Origin of the sequence: Streptomyces sp. YGL11-2 (assembly GCF_050054615.1) — a bacterium.
In the GTDB taxonomy this organism is placed as follows: Bacteria; Actinomycetota; Actinomycetes; order Streptomycetales; family Streptomycetaceae; genus Streptomyces.
Map to the genome: position 1 here is coordinate 189,203 of NZ_JBNHIN010000007.1, position 11,600 is coordinate 200,802.

An 11,600-nucleotide genomic window follows, 5' to 3' on the forward strand; every position below is an offset into this window, starting at 1 on the left:
TCACGTTGCCCCCACCACCCGTGCCGGTCCCGTCGGGCGCGCGGAAACGCAAAGGCCGGGCGACCCTCCCCCACAGAGGGCCGCCCGGCTGTTATGAGATGCGCCGGAGTGACGTGCCGTCACGCAGTATCAATCCGGCGACTTCCGGTACCGGCCACCGCCGCGGCCGCTACCGGGGCTGATGCCCGGAGGGCCTCAGACGCCCTGGACCGGGAGGGCCGGGGCGGCGGGCAGCGCCGGGATGTTGGCGGCGTTGGTCAGGTCGGCCAGGTTGGCCGGCACGGCCGGCACGGCGCCCATCGGGGCCAGGCTCTTCACACCGGCGACGGTGGTGGTCGCGGTGCCCTTCGCGTCGGCCACGACCACGACGGTCAGGCTCTGCGCGAACGGCACGGAGTCGGCGCCCAGGCCCTGCGCGAGAGCGGTGGTGTTGCCGGTGACGGCCTGCGCGAACGGCGTGGCGTCAGCCGCGACGCGCTGGGCGAACGGGACGGCCTCGGTGCGCAGGCCCTCGACGAACAGCTGCGCGTGGCCGTCAACGACGGTCACGAACGGGGTCGCCTTGGCGGCCACGTCACCGGCGACCTTGCCGGCGTTGCCGACCTCGCCCTGGGCGACCGGGAGCACCTTGGTGACGGCGCGGCCGGCGACCGGCGGCAGCACGTCGGCCGCGACCTTGTCGACGACCGGACGGGCGGTGGCCAGCGCGCCCTGCGCCTGCTTCGTCAGCTGCTCGGGGCGGACGCCCGCACCGGCGAGACCGGCCAGCAGGTTGTCGACCGAACCCGGGGCCTTGGGCAGCGCGGGGGCGGAGGGCAGCTCGGGGGTCTTGGGCAGCGCGGGGACGCCGGGCAGCGCCGGGACGCCGGGCAGACCGGCGGAGGGCAGGCCCGGGGTCGCGGGCAGCTTCGGCAGCTTGCCGACCTTGCCCAGGTCAGCGCCCTTGCCGTGCTTCTTGCCCTTCTTGTCGCCCTGGTCGTCGTTGCCCTCGTCGCCCTTCTTGCCGTGCTTGGCGTCGGCGGCCTTCGTCAAGCCGTCGGCGTGCACGCCGGAGAGCCCGGCACCGGCGACGAGCTGCCGCACGCCGTCCACGGCGCCGCCGAGCTGCGGCAGCTGGCCGGTGGGCAGACGGTCGGCGGACACCCCGCCACCGAGGACACCGGTCGCCTTGCCGGCCACGCCGGAGACGGTCTTGGTGACGGTGCCGGCGGCGTCAGTGGTGGGCAGGTGCTGGGTGGCGCCGGTCACCGAGCCGGCGGCGGGCAGGCTCGGAGTGGCGGGCAGCTCGGCCGCGTTGGCGGCGACGGAGCCCAGGGCCCACAGACCGGAAGCGGCGGCGGCAACGGCGATGGAACGGCGGATGTTCGAGCGCATGGTGGAGAAGTCCTTCGAATTCAGGAGTGGTGTTGGGCAGACCTGTCCCGCCCCCGCGCGGCAGGTCCAGTTACAGACGCGGAACGGTCTGCCCTAGCCGGGGAATTCGAGGATTTCTTCGGCACGGCGGCGCGTCGGGGCGCCATCAGCCGTGCGGACGCCACCGGGCAGCAGCCGGAAGCGCGGGGAGTCCGCCGGGAAGGCGGCGTACTGGCCCCCGCCACGGGGGCCGTGACCGTCACCCGCGGACTGCGCGGCGGGCGCCACGGGGCCCTGCGGGAGCTGGCCCGGCAGGCCGTGGTGGCCGGTGTCCCGCTGCTGGTGCACGACGGGACGGGGCGGTGCGGCGGCCGCCTGGTGCGCGCCGCCCGCGGAGTGCGCAGGGCGGATCACCGGCTGCGCGCCGGCGGCCTGGCCGGTGACGACGCTCCCGGCACCGGCCGGCAGCGCGCCGCTCGGCGCCCCGCCGTGACCGGGCGTGGTGCCGTCGCCGGGACGGCCCGGCAGCTCACCGAACGGGAGGTGGACGGGCAGCGCACCGCCGACCACGTCCCCAAGACCGCCGATGTCCTTGATGGCGCCGACCACTCCGGCCACCGGCTGGGCGACCCGGTCGGCGGGGCGTACGACATCCGTGACCGCACCGGCCGCGGTGTCCGTACGCCGGGTGGCCTGGGCCTCGGCCGTCGCCTCCTGCCGCGCCAACGCGGCTTGGGAGGACGGCAGTCCGGAGGAGTGGTACGCCGCCCCGGCCCGGATGGCGGCCCGGTCCGGGGTGGTGGCTCCGGCCGCTGCCCCGCCCGGAGCCGAGGCCCCGGTGAGTGCCTGCGAGCCCGAGCGGCCGTCGGCCTGCACCTGGTCGGCGGCGTGTGCGCCGGTGCCGAAGGTGAAGCCGAGAGCGAGGAAGCCGACCAGGAAGAGCCCCGCCATCAGCGCACGCCGCACGACCACGGTGCGCGGCAGGCGCACGGCGGCAGGCATGGCGAACACAGCGGACAAGGAGGGGACCTTCCCATACGGACGGGGACACCCGGGCACAGTGCCTCGGTGTCACGCGCATCACGGGTGATCGAGCGATGCGGTGATCCTTGCACGACGGACCAGGTGCCGTGCAAGTCCCTGCGGCACTCCTGTCACCGTTACTCCGTCATGTCCGGTATGGGAAGGGGTCTTTTTTCGATTGCCGCCGCCATCACGTCCGGAAACAGATCAGGTGTACACGCGAACGCCGGTGAGCCCAGGGCCGCCAGCGCCGCGGCGTGCTCCCGGTCGTAGGCGGGCGCCCCCTCGTCGGACAGCGCAAGCAACGTCACGAACCGCACCCCGGACGCCTGCATCGCCGCGACCCGTTTGAGCATCTCGTCCCGGATGCCGCCCTCGTAGAGGTCACTGATCAGGACCACGACGGTGTCCGCGGGGCGGCTGATCCTCGACTGGCAGTAGGCCAGCGCCCGGTTGATGTCCGTACCGCCGCCCAGCTGCGTCCCGAACAGCACCTCCACCGGGTCGTCCAGCTGGTCCGTCAGATCGACCACCGAGGTGTCGAAGGCCACCAGCCGGGTGTCGATGGCCCGCATCGACGCCAGCACCGCCCCGAACACCGAGGCGTACACCACCGACGCCGCCATCGACCCGGACTGGTCGATGCAGAGCACCACGTCCTTCTTCACCGTCCGCGAGGCCCGGCCGTATCCGACCAGCCGCTCGGGGACGACCGTCCCGTACTCCGGCAGGTAGTTCTTCAGGTTGGCTCGGATCGTCCGGTCCCAGTCGATGTCCCGATGCCGGGGCCGGCTGATCCGCGCGGAGCGGTCCAGCGCCCCGGTGAGCGTGGCCCGGGTGCGGGTGGCCAGCCGCTTCTCCAGGTCCTCGACGACCCTGCGGACGACGGCCCGTGCGGTCTCCCTGGTCGTCTCCGGCATCACCTTGTTCAACGACAGCAGCGTGTCCACCAGATGGACGTCGGCCTCCACGGCCTCCAGCATCTCCGGCTCCAGCAGCAGCGCGGACAGCCCCAGCCGGTCGATGGCGTCCCGCTGCATCACCCGCACCACGGAGGACGGGAAATACGTCCGGATGTCGCCGAGCCAGCGCGCCACCCCGGGAGCCGAGGCCCCGAGCCCGGCCGTACGGCGCTCGCCGGCGTCGCGGCCCCGGCCATCCGCCCGGCCGCCGCCCCGGCCCTGCCCGTAGAGCGACTCCAGCGCCCCGTCCATCGCGGCGTCCCGACCCCGCAGTTCGCATCCCGTGCCGTCCGCCCCCGCGTCCCCGAGCACCAGCCGCCAGCGCCGGAGCCGCTCGGCGGCGGAAGGCGGGGGCGCGGGCGGGGGCGCGGGCGCGGGCGTGTCCGACACCGTGGTCGCTGTGGCCGCCGTGTTCGCTGTGATTGCCTTGGTCGCCGTATTCGATGTGGTCGCTGTGGTCGCTTCGGTGCCTGCGGTCATCTCCCCGCCCCCGTAAGGATGTCGGCGTTGCGGCTGTTGGTGTCGGCGTCGCCGGCGTCTATGACGTCGGTGTCGGCATTGCCGGCATCGGCGGCATGGACGGCATCGGTGCAGCCGCTGCCGTCCCCGTCCATGTCCCCGCTCCCGTCCCCGTCGCGGTCCGTCCCCAGGAGGAGCCTCAGCGTGGGCAGTACGGCGGCGGCGCGGTCGCGGTCCAGGCCGGGGCCGAAGCCGGGCGCCGCCGCGGCCGTGAAGTCGCCCGCCCGGTGCCGGGCGGCGATGGGGGTACCTCCCCATCGAGCAGAGCCGAGAGTGGGGGAGGGCCCGCGGCGGACCAGCTCGCCAAGAGTGCGCCGCGCACCGGCCTCGTACTCCGCGAACGTCCGGCGCAGCAGCGGCAGCACGTCCGTGAACCCGGCGGCCGGCACGCTCGTCAGCCAGCCGTCCACCAGGGCCAGCAGCCGTTCGTCGTTTACCAACAGCATCCCGCCGTCCGCGCCGCCGACGAAGCCCTCGATCCAGCCCGCGGCGTCGGCGGGCGGGGTGCCGGGCGAGAGCGCCGCCGCCATCAGCCGCTCCGCCCCGCCGTCGCCCAACTGCCCGTCGTCGAGGAGGAGTCGGGTGGCGCGGCCGCGGATCAGACCCGGTATGGCGTCCCGTTCGCTCACCGTGTGCAGCACTCCGACCCAGCGCTGCCGCAGCGGCGCCGGGGGCTCGCCGGCCGCCGCCCCGGCCACCTGCCCGAGCAGGCCGACGGACTGCTGGGTGGCGTCGAGATGGCCCCGCATCTCCGCCGCGCCGTCGGCGTCCAGCCCGGCGCAGGCCGGCGGCAGCCCGACGAAGATCCGTTCGGCCAGCCCGAGCGCGACCTCGCGGAGCGCCGCGCCATCGGTGCCCCGGACGTCCCCGTACCGCACCGACCGGACGAGCGCGGGCAGTGCCTGGGCGAGATGGCCGACGTCCGCGTCCAGCGCGGCGCGGTCCGCGAGCACCCGCATCACCACCGGCAGCGCGTCGGGGAGCCCGGCGAGCAGACAGCGCTCGGCGAGCGCTGTCACCTCGGCGAGGGCCGCCGCCCCCGAGGCGTCCGCCGCGGCCTTGGCGGTGGCCGCCGCGAGCACGGTCGTGCCCCAGATACCGGCCTCGGCGACCCGGACCGTCAACTCCGGTTCCCAGCACAGCCGCCAGGTCTCCCGGAAGGTGCCCTTCCCGGCCCGGGAGCGGACGGGCTCGCCCCAGGGGACGCCGAGCAGCCGCAGCCGGTGCAGCAGCCGGCTGCGCCCCGCGTCGGTGTCCGTGCGCAGATCCAGCTCCAGCTCCCGCGCCACCGCTTCGGGCTTGAGCCGCAACGCCCGCCGGCTGCGGGCGATATCGCGCTGCAACGGGACGGCGGGGGCGTCCTCCGGCACCTCGCCCAGCACCTCGCCGACCACCAACCGGTCGTGGATCAGCGCGGACGGGGCGTCGGAGCCCCCGCCCATGACGGCCCGGACCGCGTCGTCCAGCTCCGCGAGCCCGGCCAGCGGCCGCCCACGCACCGCGGCCAGCCCTTCGGCGAGCCGCACCGCCTCGATGACATGCGCCGACGAGACCGGGTAGTCCTCCTCGCGGAGCAGCCGGGCGACCTTGGTCAGCCAGCGCTCCACGGGGCGGTCGGGAGCGCCGAAGAGATGGCCGTACCAGCCGGGGGAGGCGATTCCGGCGCCGTATCCGCTGCGCCGGGCCAGCCGCCGGTGTGTCCAGGGCACCCAGGTGACCGCCGTCTTCTCCTTCGGCAGGCCCTTGAGTAGCTGCCGGTCGGCGGCCACGGTGGTGCGCCGGGTCAGCGCGGGCACGTGCCAGGCCCCGCAGACCACGGCGACGCGGTCCCCGAACTCCCGGCGCGCGGCCCGCAGTCGGAGCCGCATATGGGCCTCGCGCACCGGGTCGCGCTGATGCCCGCCGTCCCCGTAGGCCGCGCGCAGCGCCGCCATCGCCTCGGCGAGCGCGGCGAACGGAGCCAGCGCATCCGCGCCCGGTCCTCCCCCAGGCTCGGCTTCTCCCCCACGCTCGGCTTCGCTCACGCGGGGGGACGCCCATGCGCGGGGGGACCCCCATGCGCGGGAGGACTCCGATGTGCGGGGGGACCCCCATGCCCCCCGGTGCTCGACGACGTCCTCCCACCAGCGCTCGGGATCGTCGTAGCCGGCCGTCTCGGCGAGTACGCCGAGGGGGTCGACCCGCACCGCGGGCGCTGCCGCCGCCTCCGTCCCCGCCCCGGGCTCCGTTCCCGGCTCTGCCGACGGTTCTGCTTCCGGTTCTGCCGCCATCGCCAGTGAGTGTGCCGCCGGGAGATCGATGAAGCGCACCGGAACGCCGTGTGCCAGCGCCCAGCGCAGCGCCACCCACTCCGGGGAGAACTCTGCCAGCGGCCAGAACGCCGCGCGACCGGGGTCGTCGACCACGTGGGCGAGCAGGGCCACGGGCGGCCGCATGTCGTCCCGCGCGGCCAACGGGACCAGGTCGTCCGCCTCCGGTGGGCCCTCTATCAGCACCGCGCGGGGCGCGCACTGCTCCAGGGCGGCCCGCACCGCCCGGGCCGACCCGGGGCCGTGGTGCCGCACCCCGAGCAGCACCGGCCCCGCCGCGCTCCCGCCGGTCATGCGCCCACCTCGCGGCAGGCGCGGTAGAAGTCCTTCCAGCCGTCGCGCTCACGCACCACGGCCTCCAGATACTCCTGCCAGACGACCCGGTCCGCGGCCGGGTCGCGGACGACCGCGCCCAGGATCCCGGCGGCCACGTCCCCGGGGCGCAGCACTCCGTCCCCGAAGTGGGCGGCCAGCGCCAGCCCGTTGGTCACCACCGAGATGGCCTCGGCGGTGGAGAGCGTCCCGGAGGGCGACTTGAGCTTGGTGCGGCCGTCGGCGGTGCTGCCGTCCCGGAGCTCGCGGAAGACGGTGACGACCCGGCGGATCTCGTCCAGCCCCCCGGGCGCGGACGGGAGCCGGAGCGAGCGGCCGATCTGCGCCACCCGCCGGGCGACGATGTCGACCTCCTCGTCGGGTGTGGCGGGCAGTGGCAGCACGACCGTGTTGAAGCGGCGGCGCAGTGCGCTGGAGAGTTCGTTGACGCCGCGGTCGCGGTCATTGGCCGTGGCGATCAGGTTGAAGCCGCGGACGGCCTGCACCTCCTGTCCCAACTCCGGTATCGGCAGCGTCTTTTCGGACAGGATGGTGATGAGCGTGTCCTGGACGTCGGCCGGGATGCGGGTCAGTTCCTCGACGCGCGCGGTCATCCCCTGCGCCATGGCGCGCATCACCGGGCTGGGCACCAGCGCCTGGCGGCTGGGGCCGCTGGCGAGCAGTCGGGCGTAGTTCCAGCCGTAGCGGATGGCCTCTTCGGGGGTGCCGGCCGTGCCCTGCACCAGCAGGGTGGAGTCGCCGCTGACGGCCGCCGCCAGATGCTCCGACACCCAGGTCTTGGCCGTCCCCGGCACCCCGAGCAGCAGCAGCGCGCGGTCCGTCGCCAGGGTCGTCACCGCGACCTCGATGATCCGGCGCGGGCCGACGTACTTCGGCGTGACGACCGTGCCGTCCGCGAGCGTGCCACCGAGCAGATACGTCGCGACCGCCCACGGTGAGAGCCGCCAGCGCTCCGGGCGCGGCCGGTCGTCGACCGCCGCGAGGGCCGTCAGCTCGTGTGCGAAGGTGTCCTCCGCGTGCGGCCGGAGCACCTCGCCGGCCGTGCTCCGGTCGCCGGTCGCCGTCGCTTCGGTGTTCTCGGACATCGTTTCCCCCTCGTCGCGATGCACGGCCGGCACCCCGCGAGAACACCGCCGGCCGCTTGCGGTTCCCAGCCTGCACCACGCCACTGACAATCCCCCGGAAAACGTTTTTGACCTGCGGAAACAGCGAGGTTCTGCGCGATTGTCAGTGCCGCGTCGTAGCGTCGGGGACATGAATCCGCAGGGGGAACGCTGGACGACGGACCAGGTGCTCGCACTGGCGCCTGACGAGGCATCACGCACGGCGGGCGGCAGGCTCGCGGCGCCGGGCCCGTGGTCGGAGACGGGCGCGGACGGCGGCGCGGTGTGGGGGGAGTGCAAGGGCAGCGGCGGGAAGCCCTACCGGACGGTCGTGGACGTCAAGGGCCCGGCGTTCCGGTGCAGTTGCCCGAGCCGGAAGTTCCCGTGCAAGCACGCACTGGGACTGCTGCTGCTCTGGGTCGGAGCCGGGGCCGCTGGGCACGGCGGGGGGCCGGGAGCGGTGGCGGCCGGGGAGCCGCCCTCGTGGGCGGCCGAGTGGCTGACCGCGCGCGGCGAGCGCGCCGGATGCCCGCCGGACGGCGCGGCGCCCGGTGGCGGCCCCCCGTCCCGCGCGCCCGCGGCCCCGGAGGCCGCCGAGCGGCGGGCGGAGCGCCGAATGCGGCGTATCGCCGCCGGGGCCACGGAACTTGAGCAGCGCTTGGAGGACCTGCTGCACTCCGGACTGGCCTCGGCGGGCCGCACCGGCGGCGCCTCCCCCTCATCGGGAGCCGGGACCGGGACCGGGACCGGCGCGGGCTCCTGGGACGAGACCGCCGCCCGGATGGTCGACGCGCAGGCCCCTGGACTGGCCGCTCGGGTGCGGGAGTTGGGCGCGATCAGCGCCGCCGGCGCCGACTGGCCGTCCCGTCTCCTGGAGGAGTGCGCCCTGCTGCACCTCCTCGACCGGGGGTTCCTCGGTATCGAGCGGCTGCCGGCCCCGCTCGCGGCGACCGTCCGCTCCCGCGTCGGGCTGACGACGGAGGCCGCCGGCCTGCTGACCGGCCCGGATGCCGCGACGGTCCGGGACCGCTGGCTGGTCCTTGCCCAACAGGACGGCGAGGAGGGCGCGTTGACCACCCGGCGGATCTTCCTGCGCGGCGAGCGGACCGGTCGGATGGCGCTGCATCTCTCCTTCGGGGGCGGCCACCGCCCCCTGGACCTGGCCCTGCCCCCCGGTCTGCTGCTGGACGCGGACCTTGCGTACTACCCGGCCGCCCGCCCGCTGCGTGCCGCCCTGGGCGAACGGCACGCCCCCGCGGTGCCCGGCCCGGTCCCGCCCGGCTGCGGCATCGACGCCGCCCTGGCCGCGTACGGCGACGCGCTGCGCGACGACCCCTGGCTGGACGCCTGGCCGGTGGTGCTCGCCGACGTCACGCCCATACCGGGCCGGGACGGCGAGGGGTGGCAACTGGCCGACGCCGACGGCGAGTCGGCGCTGCCGCTCGACCCGCGCTGCCTGCGCCGTACGGCCGTCTGGCAGCTGGCGGCGATATCGGGCGGTGCCCCGCTCACGGTCTTCGGCGAATGCGGCCACCGCGGCTTCCTGCCCCTGACGGCGTGGGACCCCGCGCCGGTGCCGCTGACCCTCTGACCCCGGCCCGGCGCCCCCCGCCCCGGCCCACCGGCCGACCGCGTCCAGCAGCGACGCCCCGCACCCGTGCACCACCCTCACCTGGAGGAAGGGCATGACGACCCCACCGCCCCCCGCGGCTACGACCACCTCGGCAACGGCTGCCGCGGCCGCGACCACCACCACCGCTGCCACGCCGCCTGTCCCCCGGCGCCCCTCCACTTCTGCCTCCGCCTCCCCCGCCCCCTGGTCCGAACTGGTCGGCGCCGCCCTGCTCGGGGCCGAGCGGCGGACGCCGCCGGTGCCCGTCCGCCCCGGGCAGAGCGCCGCGGCGGCGCTGCTGGACGCGGCGGCGATCAGCACGGTGCGCCGGCGCGCCGCGCTGCGCCCCGCGCCGGCCGGCGAGCGGCCCGCCCCGGCCCCGGCCGACCCGCGGCCCCCGCTGCCGCCCGCGGCGCGGCGCAGGCTCGCCCTGCTGCTCGCCGACCGCGGCGGCACCGGCGCCGGGAGCCGCCGCGGTACGGCCCCCGATCTCACCGAACTGCTGCCCCAGTGGCTGGCCGCCGCCGTCGAGCAGGGCTACCGCGCCCCCGAGGCGCTGCTCCCCGCGCTCCTCGACACAGCCAGGGCCCGTACGGACCTGCGGCCCGCCGCGCTCGCCCTGGCGGGCCCGCGCGCCCTGTGGCTGGCGCGGCTCAACGGCGCGTGGAAGTTCGCGCTGCGCGGCATCGGCGGCCCGGCCGCACTGCCGGGCGCCGGCGACCCCGAGGCCGTACGGCGCCTCTGGGAGGAGGGCCTGTTCGCCGAACGCGTCGCCCTGCTGACCGCGCTGCGCCGCCGCGACCCGCGGGCGGGCCTGGAGCTGCTCGGCACCACCTGGGCGACCGAGCGCGCCGAGGACCGCCTGATGTTCCTGGACTCCCTGGGCGAGGGCCTGTCGGCGGGCGATGAGCCCTTCCTGGAACAGGCACTGTCCGACCGCAGCCGCAATGTCCGCGGCACCGCCGCCGAGCTGCTCTCCGCGCTGCCCGGCTCCGCGCTCGCGGACCGGATGGCGGAGCGCACCCTGCGCTGCGTCGCCGTGGACGGCCGGGCCGCCGGCGAGCCCGTGCTCACGATCGAGCCGCCCCGCTCCTGCGACGCCGGGATGCAACGGGACGGCGTCGCCCCCAGGCCGCCTTCCGGGCGGGGCGAACGCGCCTGGTGGCTGGCGCAGTTGGTGGAGGCGACGCCCCTGGACAGCTGGTCGGGGCACCTCGGGGGCCGCGGTCCGGCGGAGATCGTCGCGCTCCCGGTGGCCGGCGACCGGCGGACCGAGCTGCACGACGCATGGTGCCGCGCCGCGGTGCGCCAGCGGAACGCCGGCTGGGCGCGGGCGCTGCTGGGCGCGCCCGGCACCCCCGCGCAGGCCGCCGCGGAGGTGGCGCCGGGCGGCTCGTCGCGGGATGCGACGAAGCTGCTGACCGTCCTCCCCGGCGACGAACGGGCCCTGTGGGTGGCCGGGTTCATCGCCGGGCACGGCCTCGCGGACGCCTTCCGGATGCTCGGCGTCTGCGCGGTCCCCTGGGCCGAGCCCCTGGGCCGCGCGGTGGTCGACGCACTGGACATCGCCCGTGACGCGGGCAGCTATCCGTGGAGCTTCAGCGGAGTGATGGGGCTGGCGGAGCGTTGCCTGGACCCGGGCGCGGCGGACCGGCTCGACATGCTGACGGCGCTCACGGACGAGCCCGAGGGCGCCTCACCGGGCTCTGGCGGCTACTGGTCCGAGGCGTTCCAGCGCCTGGTCGGCACCCTCCGTCTGCGCGCCACCATGCACGCCGAACTGGCCGGGGCCGGCTCATGACCGCCCCCGCAGCAGGTTCACACGGCCAGCGGGCGCACGTTCGCGTTGACCCACTCCACGATCGAGGCGGTCGTCGCCCCCGGCGTGAAGATCTCCGCGACGCCCTGCGCCTTGAGCGGGGCGATGTCGTCCTCGGGGATGATGCCGCCGCCGAAGACCTTGATGTCCGCCGCGTCGCGCTCCTGGAGGAGGGAGATCACCTTCGCGAAGAGGGTGTTGTGCGCGCCGGAGAGGATGGACAGCCCGATCGCGTCGGCGTCCTCCTGGATGGCGGTGTCGACGATCTGCTCCGGCGTCTGGTGCAGCCCGGTGTAGATCACCTCCATACCGGCGTCCCGCAGCGCCCGCGCGATGACCTTGGCCCCCCGGTCGTGCCCGTCGAGCCCCGGCTTGGCGACAACGACCCGGATCGGCCCGGACCGGCCCGCCGTGCCCTGGCTCCCCGTCTGCGCCCCGTCTTGCCGCGCCACACTCATCACTGCCTCCAAGCCATGCACGGCATCCGCAGGGCGGTGCCGCCGAGCCGACAATCGATCGCGCGACCGCGAACCGGCGGCCACGAGCGTGAACGAACGTTATCTCCAG

8 protein-coding genes are annotated in these 11,600 nt (G+C 75.8%); 2 read left to right on the plus strand and 6 right to left on the minus strand.

The genetic code is table 11. The annotated features are described in order from the left end of the window. Window positions 1-195: 195 nt before the first annotated feature. The 5 genes from ACO1BR_RS11185 to ACO1BR_RS11205 form a co-directional block, all read right to left on the minus strand. The gene (locus ACO1BR_RS11185; protein WP_426794878.1) at window positions 196-1,374 is read right to left on the minus strand and encodes a hypothetical protein; all 1,179 of its coding nucleotides are present in this window, start codon (window positions 1,372-1,374) and stop codon (window positions 196-198) included. A 93-nt stretch (window positions 1,375-1,467) separates the two neighbouring features. Then, window positions 1,468-2,373, minus strand: a complete 906-nt coding sequence (locus tag ACO1BR_RS11190; RefSeq protein WP_426794879.1) for a hypothetical protein — start codon at window positions 2,371-2,373, stop codon at window positions 1,468-1,470. 140 nt (window positions 2,374-2,513) lie between these two features. After that, window positions 2,514-3,818: a vWA domain-containing protein gene (locus tag ACO1BR_RS11195; protein ID WP_426794880.1), complete on the minus strand. Its 1,305-nt coding sequence runs from the start codon at window positions 3,816-3,818 to the stop codon at window positions 2,514-2,516. Next, window positions 3,815-6,460, minus strand: coding sequence for a DUF5682 family protein (locus ACO1BR_RS11200; protein ID WP_426794881.1), 2,646 nt, complete (start codon window positions 6,458-6,460; stop codon window positions 3,815-3,817). Before ACO1BR_RS11200 ends, ACO1BR_RS11195 begins: the two co-directional genes overlap by 4 nt. Continuing rightward, the gene (locus ACO1BR_RS11205; RefSeq protein WP_426794882.1) at window positions 6,457-7,584 is read right to left on the minus strand and encodes an ATP-binding protein; all 1,128 of its coding nucleotides are present in this window, start codon (window positions 7,582-7,584) and stop codon (window positions 6,457-6,459) included. The genes ACO1BR_RS11200 and ACO1BR_RS11205 overlap by 4 nt, the downstream gene beginning before the upstream one ends. A 169-nt stretch (window positions 7,585-7,753) precedes the next feature. On the opposite strand from ACO1BR_RS11205, the gene ACO1BR_RS11210 reads away from it, so the two are divergent. Both ACO1BR_RS11210 and ACO1BR_RS11215 read left to right on the plus strand, forming a co-directional pair. Beyond that, window positions 7,754-9,193, plus strand: a complete 1,440-nt coding sequence (locus tag ACO1BR_RS11210; protein WP_426794883.1) for an SWIM zinc finger family protein — start codon at window positions 7,754-7,756, stop codon at window positions 9,191-9,193. Window positions 9,194-9,287: 94 nt separating this feature from the next. Beyond that, window positions 9,288-11,015 (plus strand): DUF5691 domain-containing protein, encoded by a 1,728-nt coding sequence (locus ACO1BR_RS11215; RefSeq protein ID WP_426794884.1) that lies wholly within the window; start codon window positions 9,288-9,290, stop codon window positions 11,013-11,015. 17 nt (window positions 11,016-11,032) lie between these two features. Here the strand turns inward: ACO1BR_RS11215 and ACO1BR_RS11220 are convergent, their stop codons facing one another. Continuing rightward, window positions 11,033-11,491: a cobalamin B12-binding domain-containing protein gene (locus ACO1BR_RS11220; protein WP_426794885.1), complete on the minus strand. Its 459-nt coding sequence runs from the start codon at window positions 11,489-11,491 to the stop codon at window positions 11,033-11,035. Between the last annotated feature and the right edge of the window lie 109 nt (window positions 11,492-11,600).